Source organism: Enterovibrio sp. FF113 (genome assembly GCF_041439165.1).
Taxonomy (GTDB): domain Bacteria; phylum Pseudomonadota; class Gammaproteobacteria; order Enterobacterales; family Vibrionaceae; genus Enterovibrio; species Enterovibrio norvegicus_A.
Genome location: NZ_JBGONO010000004.1, coordinates 1 through 17,670 on the forward strand (window position 1 = coordinate 1; position 17,670 = coordinate 17,670).

General features: G+C 47.8%; 13 protein-coding genes and 3 tRNA genes. 9 read left to right on the forward strand and 7 right to left on the reverse strand.

Features of this window, described 5'->3' with window-relative positions:
- Positions 1-197 precede the first annotated feature (197 nt).
- The gene (locus tag ACED36_RS03935) at positions 198-491 is read right to left on the reverse strand and encodes a SemiSWEET transporter (RefSeq protein ID WP_016961621.1); all 294 of its coding nucleotides are present in this window, start codon (positions 489-491) and stop codon (positions 198-200) included.
- Between the two features lie 100 nt (positions 492-591).
- Complete coding sequence (gene ilvY / locus ACED36_RS03940) at positions 592-1,482, reverse strand: HTH-type transcriptional activator IlvY (protein ID WP_016961622.1); 891 nt, start codon at positions 1,480-1,482, stop codon at positions 592-594.
- A gap of 153 nt (positions 1,483-1,635) precedes the next feature.
- Here ilvY and ilvC point away from each other — a divergent pair, with 153 nt between their 5' ends.
- Positions 1,636-3,120 (forward strand): ketol-acid reductoisomerase, encoded by a 1,485-nt coding sequence (gene ilvC, locus ACED36_RS03945; RefSeq protein WP_016961623.1) that lies wholly within the window; start codon positions 1,636-1,638, stop codon positions 3,118-3,120.
- 80 nt (positions 3,121-3,200) lie between these two features.
- On the opposite strand, the gene ACED36_RS03950 is transcribed toward ilvC, so the two are convergent.
- The 4 genes from ACED36_RS03950 to ACED36_RS03965 all read right to left on the reverse strand — a co-directional run bounded on the left by ACED36_RS03950 (position 3,201) and on the right by ACED36_RS03965 (position 8,400).
- Positions 3,201-3,461: an accessory factor UbiK family protein gene (locus ACED36_RS03950; RefSeq protein ID WP_016961624.1), complete on the reverse strand. Its 261-nt coding sequence runs from the start codon at positions 3,459-3,461 to the stop codon at positions 3,201-3,203.
- Between the two features lie 151 nt (positions 3,462-3,612).
- Positions 3,613-6,699: a multidrug efflux RND transporter permease subunit gene (locus ACED36_RS03955; protein WP_371732842.1), complete on the reverse strand. Its 3,087-nt coding sequence runs from the start codon at positions 6,697-6,699 to the stop codon at positions 3,613-3,615.
- Positions 6,700-6,709: 10 nt separating this feature from the next.
- Positions 6,710-7,816 carry an efflux RND transporter periplasmic adaptor subunit gene (locus ACED36_RS03960; protein WP_016961626.1) on the reverse strand — a complete coding sequence of 369 codons (1,107 nt, stop codon included), beginning with the start codon at positions 7,814-7,816 and terminating at the stop codon, positions 6,710-6,712.
- Complete coding sequence (locus tag ACED36_RS03965; RefSeq protein WP_371732843.1) at positions 7,813-8,400, reverse strand: TetR/AcrR family transcriptional regulator; 588 nt, start codon at positions 8,398-8,400, stop codon at positions 7,813-7,815. The genes ACED36_RS03960 and ACED36_RS03965 overlap by 4 nt, the downstream gene beginning before the upstream one ends.
- Positions 8,401-8,637: 237 nt before the next feature.
- Between ACED36_RS03965 and rep the strand changes: the two genes are divergently transcribed.
- The gene (gene rep / locus ACED36_RS03970; protein WP_016961628.1) at positions 8,638-10,656 is read left to right on the forward strand and encodes a DNA helicase Rep; all 2,019 of its coding nucleotides are present in this window, start codon (positions 8,638-8,640) and stop codon (positions 10,654-10,656) included.
- A gap of 77 nt (positions 10,657-10,733) precedes the next feature.
- Here the strand turns inward: rep and ACED36_RS03975 are convergent, their stop codons facing one another.
- Positions 10,734-11,153 carry a cytochrome c5 family protein gene (locus ACED36_RS03975; RefSeq protein ID WP_016961629.1) on the reverse strand — a complete coding sequence of 140 codons (420 nt, stop codon included), beginning with the start codon at positions 11,151-11,153 and terminating at the stop codon, positions 10,734-10,736.
- A gap of 342 nt (positions 11,154-11,495) precedes the next feature.
- Between ACED36_RS03975 and ACED36_RS03980 the strand changes: the two genes are divergently transcribed.
- The 7 genes from ACED36_RS03980 to ACED36_RS04010 all read left to right on the forward strand — a co-directional run bounded on the left by ACED36_RS03980 (position 11,496) and on the right by ACED36_RS04010 (position 17,636).
- A tRNA-Arg gene (locus tag ACED36_RS03980) sits at positions 11,496-11,572 on the forward strand.
- Positions 11,573-11,611: 39 nt separating this feature from the next.
- Positions 11,612-11,687, forward strand: a tRNA-His gene (locus ACED36_RS03985).
- 2 nt (positions 11,688-11,689) lie between these two features.
- Positions 11,690-11,766, forward strand: a tRNA-Pro gene (locus ACED36_RS03990).
- A gap of 479 nt (positions 11,767-12,245) precedes the next feature.
- On the forward strand, positions 12,246-13,970 hold the full coding sequence (locus ACED36_RS03995) for an ABC transporter ATP-binding protein (protein ID WP_016960572.1): 1,725 nt from the start codon (positions 12,246-12,248) through the stop codon (positions 13,968-13,970).
- Between the two features lie 118 nt (positions 13,971-14,088).
- On the forward strand, positions 14,089-15,648 hold the full coding sequence (locus ACED36_RS04000) for an ABC transporter substrate-binding protein (protein ID WP_016960573.1): 1,560 nt from the start codon (positions 14,089-14,091) through the stop codon (positions 15,646-15,648).
- Between the two features lie 66 nt (positions 15,649-15,714).
- Positions 15,715-16,692, forward strand: coding sequence for an ABC transporter permease (locus ACED36_RS04005; RefSeq protein ID WP_016960574.1), 978 nt, complete (start codon positions 15,715-15,717; stop codon positions 16,690-16,692).
- 2 nt (positions 16,693-16,694) lie between these two features.
- Positions 16,695-17,636 (forward strand): ABC transporter permease, encoded by a 942-nt coding sequence (locus ACED36_RS04010; protein ID WP_016960575.1) that lies wholly within the window; start codon positions 16,695-16,697, stop codon positions 17,634-17,636.
- Positions 17,637-17,670 lie beyond the last annotated feature (34 nt).

Below are 17,670 nucleotides of genomic sequence, written 5' to 3' on the forward strand. Positions count from 1 at the left end.
GAATACCGGCCTGTCACGCCGGGGGTCGCGGGTTCGAGTCCCGTCCGCTCCGCCATTTATGAAGAAGCCTCGTCAGAAATGACGGGGCTTTTTATCGTCTAGAATTTATCAAAGGGATAATACAAGATCGATATTTGAACCCCTATCGAGTTCATTGCCCATCTATTAGCTATTGTCACAAATCCTCCTTTACACGATCAAAAAGTCCCTCCTGTATGGATACAAATTCCCAGCACCATAGCGACGTACATCAGAAATCCCAACCCGTTACCTGCCCATATCGTTGGGTTTTTATGGTAAAGACCGTAGATCGTCCAAAGCAGGGCAATAGCTGCGTACAGCAGCCAAGTTATCAAAGATAACCCAGCAGCATGTTCACTGTGAGAAAAATATAGTTTGTACAGTTGAGGCAGTGTGGCAAGCGGGCTAACAAGCCCCATAACGAGCATGACAGGCTCGAGTGCTCTTCCAAAGCGTTCTATAAGGGTCATATTGTTCCAGGCTGACGTTTACTCATAAATTCAGACTAATGGGCGGCGTCAAAACCTGCAATGAACGAGGAGGGCGATATCGAGACTGTACCGGAAATGATTAGAGCGTGATGGTTTTACTTTCAACGACATCCCAAAGAGCTTTCACTAAAGGGTTGTCGAGTTGAGATCTCAGGCAACATACACCAAGCTCAAAAGGCTTGATGGGAGCTAGCCTGAGCCTATTGATTTTTTCTCGTACTGGGCTGTTATTTATTACAACATCTGGCGCGATCCCCACGCCACAACCTAATGCCACCATGCTAACAATGGCTTCATGGCCTGATACTTGTGCGTAAATATTTGGCTTTATCTTCATCGTCTTGAACCAAGTGTTGGCACGCTCTCTCGCTGTACCTGCTTCTGGCACTATAAATGGAATGGATGACCAATTCGGGGTATCGTTTTGAAGAGTATCGGCAAAGCTGCTGATCCCTGCAGGTGCAATAACAGACAGTGGGATTTCACTAATGGCTTCAAAAGCGATTTTATTTGGCAGTTGTTCGGGCTTTGCCGATATCGCAATGTCAGCATCGCTAGAAAGGATTTTGTCTATTGCTTGAGCAGGGTCGCCTGTTGAAACTTTCAGCTCAATCAAGGGATGACGAAGTCTGAATTCAGAGAGCAGTTCCGGTAAATGGCTATAGCTGGCTGTCACCGAACAAAATAGACGTATTTCGCCTTGAAGCTCGTTACCTGAGCCATTGAACAAGTTTTGATATTGCTGCCATTCACTGAGAATTTTGAGTGCGATTGGAAGAAGTTTTTTACCTGCCAATGTGAGTTCGACACTTCGGTTATCACGTAGGAAGAGTTGTTGATTCGCTTCTTGTTCTAGTTTTTGAATCTGACGGCTCAGCGCTGATGGACTGATGTGCATTGCCGCTGCTGTTTTTGAGAAGTTTTTGCTATCGCAAAGGTGAATAAAAAATTGGAGATGCCTGACGTCCATGAACGGTCTCTCGTGTTGCAAAAAATGCAATTACATGTTGTGAATATATCACTTTAAGCAATCTTATGCCTGTTCTATTATGAAGCCAATTCGATGGGGCAGATTGTCATGCTTACATCGCTCAGGACAGTTTTTTCTTACGGAGTATTCGACATGTCTAACTATTTCAATACCTTAAACTTACGCGAGCAATTGGCTCAGTTGGGTGTTTGCCGCTTTATGGATAAGGCGGAATTTGCTAATGAAGCTGATTACCTTAAAGGTAAAAAAGTAGTTATCGTTGGCTGTGGTGCGCAGGGTCTGAACCAAGGTTTGAATATGCGCGACTCAGGTCTAGACGTGTCTTATGCTCTTCGCCAGGCTGCAATCGATGAACAACGCCAGTCTTACAAAAACGCGAAAGAAAACGGCTTTAATGTCGACACTTACGAAAACCTAATCCCACAAGCGGATTTGGTTGTAAACCTAACACCCGATAAGCAACATACTAGTGTTGTAAGCGCGGTTATGCCATTGATGAAACAAGGCGCTGCATTGGGATATTCACATGGCTTCAACATCGTTGAAGAAGGCATGGAAATTCGTAAGGACATCACTGTTGTGATGGTTGCGCCTAAGTGCCCAGGTACCGAAGTACGTGAAGAGTACAAGCGTGGTTTCGGCGTACCAACATTGATGGCGGTTCACCCAGAGAATGATCCGCAAGGTGAAGGTCACGAGATTGCAAAAGCATGGGCTGCTGCAACTGGTGGTCACCGTGCAGGTGTTCTTGAGTCTTCATTTGTTGCCGAAGTGAAATCTGATCTGATGGGTGAGCAAACCATCCTTTGTGGCATGCTTCAAGCGGGCTCTATCGTATGTTACGAGAAGATGGTTGCCGACGGTATTGAACCAGCGTACGCGGGTAAACTGCTGCAGTTTGGTTGGGAAACCATCACTGAAGCGCTGAAGTTTGGTGGTATCACGCACATGATGGATCGCCTGTCTAATCCTGCGAAAATCAAAGCGTTCGAATTATCAGAAGATCTGAAAGATCTAATGCGCCCACTATACAACAAGCACATGGATGACATCATTTCAGGTCACTTCTCATCGACCATGATGGCTGATTGGGCAAACGACGATGCAGAACTACTAGGCTGGCGTGAAGAAACGGCTGGTACGGCGTTCGAGCAATACCCAGAGTCTGACGTTAAGATCGCAGAGCAAGAATACTTTGACAACGGTATCTTGATGGTTGCGATGGTTCGTGCGGGTGTTGAATTGGCATTTGAAGCAATGACAGCATCAGGCATCATCGAAGAGTCTGCATATTATGAATCACTGCACGAACTTCCACTGATCGCTAACACTGTTGCTCGTAAGCGCCTTTATGAAATGAACGTGGTTATTTCTGACACTGCAGAATACGGTAACTACCTGTTCGCTAACGTTGCAACGCCTCTGCTGCGCGAAAAATTCATGCCGGGCGTTGGTACTGACGTTATCGGTAAAGGCTTGGGCAATGTTGGTAATGACGCTGACAACGCAACCTTGATTGCTGTTAATGATGCGGTACGTACTCACCCAGTGGAGTGGATTGGTCAGGAGCTTCGCGGCTACATGACTGACATGAAACGCATTGCGGTTGGCGATTAATTCGCATCACTGTAAATAGAATTGAAAAACCCGGCTTCTGCCGGGTTTTTTTATGTTCTTTTTACTGTTGAGAAAGAAATTTATCCGCTGCTCTTCTCATTTAGCTTCTGTTCGAACTCCACCAATTTTTGCTCCATTTCTGCAAGCTTTTGGCGAGTGCGCAGTAACACTTGAGTTTGTACATCAAACTCTTCGCGGCTAACTACGTCCAGCTTTGCCAATTGACCTTGGATGACTTCTCGAACTTTCTGCTCAACATCATTACCCAGATCTTTGACCGGCTTCGGCATAGACTCATGGATTTGCTTGGCAATTTGCTCCAGTTTTTTTGGATCGAACATGCATTACTCCTTAATTTGATGCCGTTATTCTAAGCAACACCATACCTTTTGTCGAAACTGTCTTGCGCACTTTTGGTGAAAGCGTGTTTCATCTTGATACGTAATGATAAAAAAAAGGGCCTCATCATGAGACCCTTTGTTTACACATAAATTAATGCGCTGGTTTTTCCTCTGCGATTCTCTCTATGTCTTCCTCAAATACAGGCAGCGGCTCGTGGCGGCTAGCCAAATATGAGTAAATCACAGGCAGAACGAACAGGGTGAACAGGGTACCGATAGCCAGACCTGCAACGATAACAATACCGATACTGAAACGTTGAGCAGCACCTGCACCCGTTGCATACATCAGTGGGATCAGGCCAGCAATCATCGCTGCAGTTGTCATCAGGATTGGGCGAAGACGCACTTTTGCCGCCTCCATCACTGCATCCATTTTGCTCTTGCCGTGCAGCAGCTGTTCTTCTTTGGCGACTTCACAGATAAGAATACCGTGTTTGGTAATGAGACCAATCAAGGTGATGAGACCGACTTGAGAATATATGTTCATGGTTGCAGCGCCCCACGCAAGGGCTATCAAAGCACCACAGATAGCCAGCGGTACGGATACCAGAATGACTAGCGGATCACGCAATGATTCAAATTGAATCGCAAGAACAAGATAAATCACAGCCAGTGCTAGCATAAAGGTGCCAAGCAAGGCGCTACCTTCGGTCACGAACTGACGAGATTCTCCTAGGTAGTCATGCTGATAACCGCGTGGCAATTTCTCGGCTGCGATGCTTTCAAACCAGTCAATCGCGTCACCCATGGCAACGCCTGGCGCGGCAACCGCACCAATCGTCGCGGAGTTAAGCTGATTAAAGTGAGGCAGAGCCCGAGGCTCAGCAACCACATCAATCGTTACCAACGAGCCAAGAGGCACTGCTTCACCACTGGCAGAGCGTACGTAGTAACCCTTTATTGATTCAGGGTTCTGACGGTATCTACGTTCTACTTGCGGGATCACTTCATAGGAACGGCCATCTAGGTCGATTCGGTTGACGTAGCCATCCGCCATCATGGTACCCAGGGTGATACCAATGTCCTGCATGGTTACGCCGTACGCACCCGCTTTGTCTTTGTCGATGTTGATTTTCATCGTCGCAGAATCGAAGTTCAGATCCATATCCGCGTAAACGAACTGAGAGTTGGTTTTCACTTCAGCCAAGATTTCCGCCGCTACTTGGAACAGGCTTTCGAAGTTGCTTGGCGTAGTGATCACAAACTGAATTGGCAAGCCCGACGATGCACCTGGAAGCTCTGGCATCTGGAATGCCGTTACTGCCATTCCTGGAACATCTTTTACCTCTTCTGTCATGCGTTTAACTACATCTGCCTGACTGGCTTCGCGATCACTCCAAGGAACCAAAGACGCAATACCAAACGCTTGATTAGACTTAGGTACGCCCGAGAACACCTGTGCGAATGACACCTCTGGCTGAGAAGCCAATTTCTCGTTCACTTCGTTCATGGTGTTTTGGATGTAATCCAAGTTTGCTGTTGATGGGGCTGTACCCATCATTACCATGACGCCTTTGTCTTCTGCAGGAGCCAGCTCACTTGGAATGAACTTGAACAGAATCGGCAGGCTAACAAACACAATGACCGCGAAGGTAATGATCACAGGTCGAATCGTCATGACACCAGCCAGTAGGCGCGCGTAGCCTTCGGTCATGCGATCGAGGAAGCTGTGCACTGTGGCCTCGAACTTGTTTGGCTGCTCATTGGCTTTAAGCATTTTAGAACACATCATTGGGGACAGTGTCAGCGCGATAATGCCTGAAATAAACACCGCACCTGCCAGAGTGAGCGCAAACTCCTTGAATAGGGAGCCTGTAATGCCTCCCATCAAGGCGATTGGCGCATACACTGCTGCGAGTGTCAGGGTCATTGAAATGACCGGTACGGCGATTTCACGCGTACCAATGATTGCTGCCCGAAACGGGGTTTCGCCGAGCTTTATATGACGGTCTACGTTTTCCAATACAACGATGGCGTCATCCACCACCAGACCGATAGCCAGTACCATTGCCAATAGCGTCATCAGGTTTAGCGAAAAGCCAAACACCTGCATTATCATCGCCACACCGATTAACGACAGTGGGATTGTGATAATAGGAATGAGGACGGCACGGAACGAACCGAGGAACAGGGTGATAACCACTAGTACAATCAATGCCGCTTCAATGATGGTTTTCACCACTTCATTAATCGATTCATTGATGGCAACGGTCGAGTCATACAACACGTTCATCTTAATGGTGCTTGGCATATTGCGCTCAAGCTCGGGAAGTTTGGCCATCACATCTGCCGCGATGTTGATAGGGTTAGCGGTAGGCGCGGCATTGATCGCGGCAACCACGGCTTCAGAGCCATTGGCCGTCGCACGATAAATATCGTGGCTCTTCTCCAAAGATACCGTGGCAATATCGCCAAGGCGAAGTACCTGACCTTTTTCGGTCGAGACGACCAAGCGGCTGAGCTCTTCAGTGTTAGATACCTGAGTGTCGGCAGAGCCGTTATACACCATAAAGGTACCAATAGACTGACCTGTTGCTGACTGATAGTTATTGGCGTTCAATACACCCATCACATCGGTCGCGGTCAGGTTGAATGCAGCCATTTTCGCTGGATCTAGCCATACACGTAATGCGTATTTCAGACCGCCGTAAAGGTCAATTTTCGATACACCGTTAACGGTAAATAGCTGTGGCTTGGTCACTCGTTCTAGGTAATCAGTGATCTGGCTGGAATCGAGCGTATCTGATGTAAAGCCAATATACATGACCGCTGTAGTCGAACCCGTGGACATGCTCACTGAAGGGTCTTCCGACTCTCCGGGTAATTGTGCGCGCACCGAGTTTACCTTGGCGAGAATATCAGCCAATGCTGCATTTGGGTCTGTGTTGAGCTTCATGTAGACAGTCACCGTCGAGCTGCCAAGCACCGATTCAGACGTCATAAAATCGATATTATCGGCCTGTGCAACAGCTTGTTCTAGCGGTGTGGTAATGAAGCCCTGGATCAAATCAGCACTAGCACCATAGTAACTGGTGCTAATGGTGACCACGGTGTTGGTCATGTCCGGGTATTCACGAACCTGCATCTTGAAAATAGATTGCAGGCCGAGCAGCGCGATCAGAAAACTGATCGACACCGCCAAAACCGGACGCTTTATGAAAATATCCGTAAATTTCATCGCGACCTCATTACAGCTGTGGCAATTGTGTCGGTGGTGTCAGCGCGTCATTTTCAACAACGCGAACCTTGGCACCATTGCTCAAACGAACCTGACCTGAAGTGACGACTTTATCGCCAGCGTTTAGGCCATCAAGAACATGGGCAATATGACCTTTACGCTCACCGACCTTCACGACTTGCTGATAAGCGCGGGTATTACCGTCTTCTTCACGCAGAACATAGACGTTTTCGCCATATAGGGTGAAATTGATAGCGGTTTGATCGACCACAACTTGATCTTCAATGGTGGGCAAAATGACTTTGGCGCGAGCAAACATACCTGAACGCAACTGACCGTCGTTGTTTGGAATATCCGCTTGGATTTGAATCAGGCCACTTTGGAAGTTCACCGCAGGTTCAATAGCGCTGATCTTTCCCGTGAATGGTGTTTCTGGGTATGCATCGACAGAGATATTGATTCGTTGACCAAGGTGAATTTTAGCGATGTCTGTTTGCGGCACAGTAAAACGTAGTCGCATGACAGAGGTATCTTCTAATCGCACAATCTCAGTGCCTGGCTGCAGATATTGCCCCAAGAACACATTGCGCAAACCGACAACGCCATCAAAAGGTGCATCGATAGTACGGCGGTCGATAGATGCATTCAGACTTTCTATATCCGCTTGAAGTGAGCGGAAGTTGGCTTCTGCTTCGTCCAGTGCTTCTTTCGATATTGAGCCCTTACGGAACAAGCCCTGATAACGTTTGTACTTAGCTTCCGCTGCAGGCAAACGTGCTTGGGTACTCTTCAGGTTTGCGAGTTCGACCTTTGAATCCAGCGCAAGCAGCACATCATTTTGTTTAACTGGCTGCCCTGATTCGAAATTAATGCTGTCGATGATGCCGTTCACTTCTGTCGATAGTGTGACACCCTGATTCGGCTCGATGAAGCCGATGGCCTCAATGGTGGGTACCCATTCAGTGGCCGATAATTCGGTGACCGTGACCGGGAAATCCGGCTCAGGCATATTTGCCATGTACTCGGCGATTTTCTGTTGCTTGAACATGTTAAAGCCGATAACTGTACCAAACAGCATAATTGCCACGATCAACATGACAACAAACCATTTCTTCATTTAGATTTCTCCGGTTCTTTATGAAGGCTAATAGCGTCCCAGCAAGCCTCGACGGCATCGTCGATTGCTGAAGCGTTGAGATTTATAACACCCCGGGCCTGTTTGCGAGCTAAACAAATCGCGGGTTCAAGCCCTATCCCAGAAAGCACATCACTGGGGAGTGGTTTGAATGTTCCATTCGCGACACCAGCCTGAAAAAGGTTGTGGATTGGAGCGAAAAGCGCTTTTTCCATCGTCCTTTGTTCTGAGCTGTTTTGATAAGGCAAGCTATCAAACTGTTCGCGATTTATTGCATGGCCGTCACGACTGATGGTGAGTTGCCAAGCGTTTCGCCATGCAGTAACAAATTGTTGTTTCATCGACATATTGTCAGTCAGTCCGTGCACTATTTTCTTTGCACATTGGCTCATGACATGGTGGCGAAGTTGAGCGAGTAAATCGTTTTTATCTGAGAAGTACCGATAGATGGTACCAGCAGCAACCCCTGCCTCTTTCGCGACCATTTGCATGGAAAGGCGATCAAAACCGTGTTCTGCCAATAATCGCTCGGTGGCTTCTAGAATTTGTGTTTTTTTGTCGGACATACATTTTGCCTACAATGAATGAACGTTCATTCATTGTATTTGTTTTGAGACTGTCTGCAAGGTAAAACTATCATTGAATTTACTGGTTTTTTTAATTAAATGGTGAGTGTGTTCTCAAATCAGCGCCACGCAGAGCAGCTTGCCTCAAGCCAACAAATTCTCGCTGAGCAAGCATCTTGACGTTGCTTGGGTATACAATGCATGAGCAAACTAATACTCCATATATCCGAGGACACCATGAAACTGAACCCTGCCCAAAATGACGCTGTCCATCATGTGTCTGGACCGTGCCTAGTACTGGCAGGCGCTGGCTCAGGTAAAACCCGCGTTATTACCAATAAAATTGCTTACCTCGTTCAGCAGTGCGACTACAAAGCGCGCCACATTGCAGCCGTGACGTTCACCAACAAAGCGGCACGTGAAATGAAAGAACGCGTTAATCAAACGCTCAGCCGCCAGGAATCACGCGGGCTAATGGTGTCCACGTTTCACACACTGGGCCTCAACATCATTCGTCGGGAATACAAAAGCCTTGGCTTAAAAGCGGGCTTTTCGCTTTTTGATGATCAAGATCAAATGGCGCTGCTGAAAGAACTGACAGAAGATGAACTTGAGGGCGATAAGGATTTACTCAAACAGCTTCTTCATACCATCTCCAATTGGAAAAATGACATGCTGACGCCACTGCAAGCAGAATCTGCAGCCATGGGCGAGCGTGACCAACTGTTTGCGCATTGCTACACCATGTATCAAAAGCAGATGAAGGCGTATAACGCGCTCGATTTTGACGACCTCATCTTGATGCCCGTGATCTTGCTAAAAACCAATCAAGAAGTGCGTGAACGTTGGCAAAATAAAATTCGTTACCTGTTGGTGGACGAATACCAAGACACCAATACGAGTCAATATCAGCTAGTGAAACTGCTGGTGGGAGAACGAGAGCGGTTTACTGTGGTGGGCGATGATGATCAGTCCATTTATAGCTGGCGCGGCGCACAGCCTAAAAACCTATTGATGCTCAGTGAGGACTTTCCTTCGCTCAAAGTGATTAAGCTGGAGCAGAATTATCGCTCAACCAGTCGAATTTTGAGGTCGGCTAATATCCTGATCGCGAACAACCCGCATGTTTTCGAGAAAACGCTATTCTCGGCGCTTCCTGATGGTGAAATGTTGACCGTGCTTAAAGCGAATAACGAAGAGCACGAAGCAGAGCGAGTGGTGGGTGAAATCATCGCGCATCGTTACATGAAGCGAACTGACTACAAAGATTATGCGATTTTGTATCGTGGCAACCATCAGTCACGCCTGTTCGAAAAAGCGCTGATGCAAAACCGTATCCCCTACAAAATTTCAGGCGGCACCTCTTTTTTCGCTCGGGCTGAAATCAAAGACATCATGGCGTACTTGCGCCTACTGACCAATCAAGACGATGACAACGCCTTTCTACGTATCGTGAACACGCCACGTCGCGAAATTGGGCCAGTAACACTGGAAAAGCTCGGTACTTACGCGAACATGCGTGGAAAAAGCCTGTTTGCAGCGAGCTTCGAAATCGGGCTTCAAGAACATCTTGCTGGTCGCGGTTTGGAATCGCTCCAACGCTTCACGCGTTGGATTGTCGAATTGTCGGATCAGTTCGAGCGCGGTGATGCAGTGGATGCCGTGCGATCGCTCGTACGTGACTCACACTATGAAGATTGGCTGTATGAAAACTCATCCAGCCCGAAAGCCGCAGAAATGGCGATGAAAAATGTCTCCGACTTGTACAGTTGGATTGTGGCTGACTTAGAGGGTGACAATCCAGACAATGAGCAAAAAACACTGCGTGAAGTGGTTCAGCGTCTGACATTGCGAGACATGATGGAGCGAGGCGAAGACAGCGATGATGCCGATCAGGTGCAATTGATGACCTTGCATGCCTCGAAAGGCCTCGAGTTCCCGTATGTCTTTTTGGTTGGTATGGAAGAAGGGTTGTTGCCACACCAATCGAGTATCGACGAGGATAACGTCGAGGAGGAGCGTCGGCTTGCGTATGTGGGTATCACTCGCGCGCAGAAAGAAATGACGTTCACGCTTTGTAAAGAGCGTCGACAATATGGTGAACTGATAAAACCGCTGCCGAGTCGTTTTCTCGAAGAGCTACCCTACGATGATGTGGAGTGGGAAGAAAAGAAAAAGCCCCAGACTCAGGAAGAACGCATGGCGAAAGGAACCGCAGCCATCGCAAACCTTCGCGCGATGTTGAACAAAGATTGAAGATGACACAGTGAAATGACCGCTTCACAAAACACAAAGGCGACCATCAGGTCGCCTTTTTCGTCGATTAAATCGTATTACAGCGCCAGCATATGGTCGATAGCAGCAACGATCTCTTCGTCTGAACAATCCATACACGTACCGCGAGCTGGCATACCATTAAAGCCATTGATGGCGTGGTTATTCACAATGTCACGGCCTTGAGCGAGGCGTGGCTCCCACGCTGCGGCGTCACCTGCTAAAGGTGCACCCGCGGCCCCTGTCGCATGACAGGCCATACAATAGGTGTTGTAGACGGCATCGCCCGTGCGAGGACCAGTAGGAGCGGCCGCAGTTTCAACTGGAGCTTCACCTTCCAAATAAACAGAGCCTACCGGTGCGATTCGCTCGGCAATGGCTTCTTCAGACATGTCAGCGGCATTCGCTGCGCCCATCAGAGATAGCGCGGTGATAGCTGACACTGCTAAACGACGTAAAAAAATTCCCTTTGCGCTCACGGCTTCACTCCCAATATGTTTTTAGCTCCGAAAATTCGGGCGTTTTTTATGCTGTTAGTTATTTTTATCACAACTCGTGGTGTTGATCGGCTAACTAGGTCGATCTTTTGAGCTTTTGTGATATGACTGACTACGAAGCTATGCCGTAATTAGGTTAACTCCGTGTAAACACTAAGTGATTATAGCGCTTTAGATTGTTGCGTTAAACCGTTATGATTATGGTCATTGGCGCGGTTTTTATCCTGATTGAGCAAAAAGAGAGCGGTCGGGAAGAAAATTAAAAAAAGTGCTAGACGGCAAGGGGTGATCTCCGTAATATGCGACTCCGCCGACAGGGACAAAGCGTCCGTAGCTCAGCTGGATAGAGCGTTGGCCTCCGGAGCCGAAGGTCGCAGGTTCGAATCCTGTCGGGCGCACCAAACCGGAAATGGAAACAAATTGGCAAAAAAAGTAATGTGGTGGCTATAGCTCAGTTGGTAGAGTCCTGGATTGTGATTCCAGTTGTCGCGGGTTCGAGTCCCGTTAGCCACCCCACTCGGTGAATAGCGCAGCTTGGTAGCGCATCTGGTTTGGGACCAGAGGGTCGGGGGTTCGAATCCCTCTTCACCGACCACATTCAGAGAAAGCCCGCTCAATAGAGCGGGCTTTTTCGTATCTGCGATATAACTTTTGATAACACATCTTCAAGAAATCCTTCTCGTTTGCCTTATCTTTGACTGCGTGTCCTCACAGATCTCACCAAATAAACGCGCGTGAGGTGAGAATTCCCTACCTTTTGTTACAGCTATATTGCTCTTGGTTGAATACTTAGACGATCCCAAATTTCAGCAAGCATTGCGGTTTTGTATCTGATACACATTGGTTTTACGCGTTATTCTCCGACATTGACCAAGCATGTCGATGCTGCTAATTAGTGTATTGATGAATATTTATTCGATTAAGTGTCATATTTTCAGTAATAAGTGTTAGTTTGTTGATTTTTCGTGAAACATTTGACAGATTGTAGGGCGTTAAATTGGTCTTGTTTTGTTGATGTAAACAGGGATTGTTTTCAGACAGGCACGGAATTGTGCAGTATCAAGGGTCTGGTCAATGGCATTGCTTGAAGTAAAAAATCTTCGTATTGAGTATCCGTCTCGTCACGGCATCTTTGCCGCAGTTAAAAATCTCTCCTTTTCTATCGAACGTGGCGAAATTGTTGGCGTTGTGGGTGAGTCTGGCGCAGGAAAATCGACGGTCGGTAATGCAGTTATCGATCTTTTAAGCCCACCCGGGCATGTTGCCAGTGGTGAGGTATATCTCGAAGGTGAGTTGATCTCTGGTCTTTCGCCGGAAAAAATGCGCCATTATCGCGGCGCGCGAATTGGATTTATTTTTCAAGATCCGATGACTTCATTGAACCCACTCTTCACGGTTGAAAGACAGCTTGTAGAAACGATTACCACTAACCTTGGTTTGAGCGTTGATGAAGCGAAAGAACGTGCTGTTTCTCTGATGGAACAGGTCGGGATCCCTGATGCCAATGTGCGGATTAAACAGTATCCGCACCAATTCTCAGGTGGGATGCGTCAGCGTGTGGTTATTGCCATTGCGCTTGCTGGAGAGCCGGACTTAATCATTGCAGATGAACCGACAACGGCTTTAGATGTGTCGATTCAAGATCAAATCCTTAATCTGATCCGTGAACTTTGCGTGAAAAAGAACGTAGGTTGCATGCTCGTCACCCATGACATGGGTGTTGTTTCTAATGTGACGGACAAAATCGCAGTCATGTATCGCGGGGACTTGGTCGAATTTGGCGAAACCGCCAAGGTGTTGAATACTCCTGAGCACCCGTATACCAGAAGCTTGATTTCCGCTGTGCCTCGATCAGACATTAAGCTCGATCGCTTTCCATTGGTCAGCTACATCGAAGAAGCGGTCGACATGAAGCCGCTGGACGTGAAAACCCATTGGCTGGGTCAAAGTCAGGATCAGCGCTCGTACACTGGGCCGTTGCTTAGCGTTGAAAACGTGAACCTTCGCTTTGTCACCAAAGACTCTTTCTTTGAAAGCCGCCGTGAATATGTGCAAGCGTCGGATGACGTTAGCTTTGATGTGCATGAGGGCGAGACATTTGGTCTTGTCGGTGAGTCTGGTTCAGGGAAGTCGACCATTGCGCGAGTTATCGCCGGTTTGTACCCACCTAACTCCGGTAAGGTCACTTTCGAAGGTATCGACCTTACTGCGCTGAAAAGTGAAGCTCAGCGCCGTCCCATACGCCGTCAGATGCAAATGGTGTTTCAAAACCCGTATTCATCCATGAACCCCCGTATGAAAGTGCAAGACATCATTGCGGAGCCAATTCGTTTTCACCGTCTTGCTGAGAACGAAAGCCAAATCCGAATGATTGTGGGTGACTTGCTCGACCATGTCGGTCTTGGTCGCGCAAGCGGCATTAAGTACCCACATGAATTCTCCGGCGGTCAGCGCCAGCGTATCTCTATCGCTCGTGCACTGGCAACGCGCCCACGTCTGCTGATTTGTGACGAACCAACGTCTGCATTGGATGTGTCTGTTCAAGCTCAGATATTGAATTTGCTGAAAGATCTCCAGCAAGAGCTGAATTTGACCATGTTGTTCATCAGCCATGATTTACCTGTGATCCGTCAAATGTGCGATCGCATCGGTGTCATGCAAAAAGGCACCTTGCTCGAAGTTGCCAAGACGGAAGACTTGTTTACGTCACCCCAGCACCCGTACAGCAAGAAGCTGATATCTCTTATGCCTGAATTTAAGGGGATGAGTGCGTTAGAGGCTGCTGCCGCACCACAATAATTTAATGCCGATAGTGGAAAGGATGGTTGTGTCCGTTATCGGTTTAATTTTGCGAGACCTAGCGCTTTGCAAATACACAACAGATCGGGAGTTCGCTCCCAGCATAAGGAGTCATGCAATGAAAACCATGAAGAGCAAAATCGCCATTGCGTTGATGGCAGCGGGCTTGAGCTTTGCTGCATCAGCCGCAGACATTACCGTTGCTTATGATGCAGATCCTGTATCCTTAGATCCCCATGAGCAACTGTCAGGCGGTACCCTGCAGCTGTCACACATGGTCTTTGATCCTCTCGTTCGCTGGACGCAAGACCTGCAATTTGAGCCGCGTTTGGCATCAAGCTGGGAGCGTATCGACGACAAAACCGTACGATTCAAGCTGCGCGAAGGGGTGAAATTCCATTCTGGCAATGATTTTACTGCCGATGATGTGATTTGGACGGTTGAGCGTTTGCAATCATCACCTGATTTCAAAGGCATCTTCACGCCAATCGCGGAAGTGCAGAAAGTGGATGACTACACCGTCGATTTTATCACTGATGGCCCATATCCACTTGTGCTGCAAACCATGACGTACGTGTTCCCGATGGATGCCGATTTCTACTCAGGTAAAACCGACGCTGGTGCAGACAAATCGCAAATCCAAAAAAGCGGTTCTACTTTTGCTTCTACCAATGTTTCAGGTACCGGTCCTTTTGTCGTGTCATCTCGCGAGCAGGGCGTGAAGGTCGAATTTGATCGCTTTGGCGACTATTGGGATAAAGAAAGCCCAGGCAATGTCGACAAACTAACGCTCGTGCCAATCAAAGAAGACGCAACCCGCGTTGCAGCGCTGCTATCTGGCGATGTTGATATGATTGCACCGGTTTCTCCAAACGATCATAAACGTGTTGAGAAAGCGAAAGGCATTGATCTGGTGACACTACCGGGCACGCGTATCATCACGTTCCAATTGAACCAAAATGTGTCTGAACCGTTACGTGACCCACGTGTTCGTCAGGCCATTGCCTATGCCGTTAATAACGAAGGCATTGCACAAAAGATCATGAAAGGTTTCGCAACGACCGCTGGACAGCAAAGCCCAGCAGGTTATGTGGGTCATAATCCTGATCTTAAGCCTCGCTATGATCTGAAAAAAGCCAAATCTTTGATGAAAGAAGCAGGCTACGGCGATGGTTTCACCATCACCATGATTGCGCCAAACAACCGTTACGTGAACGACGAGAAAATTGCACAGGCAGTGGCGGCAATGTTGTCAAAGATCGACATCAAAGTGGATCTTCAAACCATGCCAAAAGCGCAGTACTGGCCTGAGTTTGACAAGTGTGAAGCGGGCATGCAAATGATCGGCTGGCACTCTGACACAGAAGACTCCGCGAATTTTACTGAGTTCTTGACCATGACGCGTAATGCAGACACGGGTAAAGGCCAGTACAACTGTGGTCACTATTCTAACAGCGAAGTGGATAAGCTGGTGGAAGCAGCAAACGTAGAAACTGACCCGACGAAACGCGCTGAAATGCTGAAAGCAGTAGAAACCACCTTGTATAACGAGGCTGCGTTTGTACCTCTACATTGGCAAAACCTAGCGTGGGCTGCGAAGTCTAACGTCGATATTCAGCCTATCGTCAATGCGATGAACTTCCCTTACTTCGGCGAATTGGTCGTCTCTGAAAAGTAAGCGGTAATCGTAGTGTTTTTGGCTCCGGGCTTTTCCGGAGCCAGTTTGTTGTTTGCGGGGCGATGAATGTTTACGTTTTTGGTTAAGCGCCTGGTTCAGGCACTGGTAGTGATGTTTGTGATCAGCCTGGTGGCGTTTTCCATCCAGGACAATCTAGGTGACCCTCTTCGGGAGCTGGTTGGGCAGTCTGTCTCTGAAGCAGAGCGAAACGAGTTACGCGATGAACTCGGCCTCAATGATCCTTTTTTTGTTAAGTATGGCCGTTTTATATCGAGCGCCGTCGAAGGAGACTTAGGCACTTCCTATTTTTATAAGCGTCCAGTCGTTGATGTAATTCTCGACAAACTGGTGGCAACGTTAGAGCTGGTTATCGCTGCTGCCATTATTATCGTTTTGGTGTCGATCCCTCTCGGGGTTTATTCCGCGATTCACCCTAATAGTTTTCTGACCAAGCTCATTATGGGCTTTAGTATCATTGGTATTTCTGTGCCGGTGTTCCTGACCGCAATCATGTTGATGTACGTGTTTGCGATTGAATTAAATTGGCTGCCCTCATACGGGCGAGGAGACACGGCTAACTGGTTTGGCTGGGAATCAGGCTTTTTCACAGTGGATGGTTTAGCACACTTGGTGTTGCCTGCTGTTTCATTGTCTTCAATTATGCTTCCCCTGTTTATTCGCCTTGTACGCTCTGAAATGCTCGAGGCGCTCAGTACCGAGTACGTGAAATTTGCTAGAGCGAAAGGGATGCCAGAGCGCAAAGTGCAATATCAACATGCGCTGAAAAATACCATGCTGCCTGTTGTCACCGTCGGTGGTGTACAGATAGGAACCATGGTGGCCTACACCATTTTGACTGAAACCGTGTTCCAGTGGCCGGGTACAGGCTTTTTATTTCTTGAAGCCATTAACCGTGTCGATACGCCGCTTATTACCGCGTATGTCATTTTTGTTGGTTTGCTATTTGTCGTCACCAATACCTTGGTTGATTTGCTGTATGGCTTAATCAATCCAACCGTTAACTTAACCGGCAAAGGAGCGTAAGTATGAGCACTGTGACCCCGAAAGCGCCTTCTCGCTGGCAACAGTTTTTAGCCTCGGATTTCTTTTACCACTTCAAGCGTGACAAAGTCGCCATTACCAGTTTTACGGCATTCATGTTGTTTATGCTGGTGGCTGTTTTTGCCCCTGTCCTGTCACCGGCCGATCCATATGATTTGTCGTCTATCGATATTATGGACTCGGAGTTACCGCCCACGTGGATGGAGTTTGGTGATGAGCGTTTTGCATTAGGCACGGATAATCAAGGCCGAGATATTCTTTCGACCATCATGTATGGCCTGCGTATCTCGTTGCTGATTGGCTTGGGTGCTGTTGCACTGCAGTTATTCTTGGGCATCGTCATTGGCTTGAGTGCGGGTTATTTCGGTGGCCGAATCGATAGCCTGCTAATGCGCATCGCTGACGTGCAGTTGTCGTTTTCTACCATGATGGTTGCCATCATCGTATCTGCGATTTTTAAAGCCAGCTTTGGTAGCGACTTTTACAGTGAATACGCCATTTTGATGTTGGTTGTCATCATTGGTTTCGCTGAATGGCCTCAATACGCACGGACTGTGCGGGCTAGTGTGCTTGCGGAAAAGAAAAAAGAGTATGTTGAAGCGGCGCAAGTCATGGGCTTTAGAGCACCGCGCATTATGTTTAGGCATATTTTGCCAAACTGCTTATCGCCGATTCTAGTCATTTCTACCGTGCAGGTCGCCAATGCGATCATGTCGGAAGCTGCGCTCTCATTCTTGGGGTTAGGCATGCCGGTTGATAAGCCATCATTGGGTTCGTTGATCAGCATAGGCTTCAACTATATCTTCTCGGGTTCTTGGTGGATCACCGCATTCCCTGGCATCGTCCTTGTTATGTTGGTGCTGGTGATAAACTTACTCGGCGACTGGTTAAGAGATGTCTTCAACCCGAAAATCTACAAAGGGTAAGCCATGTAAATTCGGAAGTGGCTATTGTCGCTTC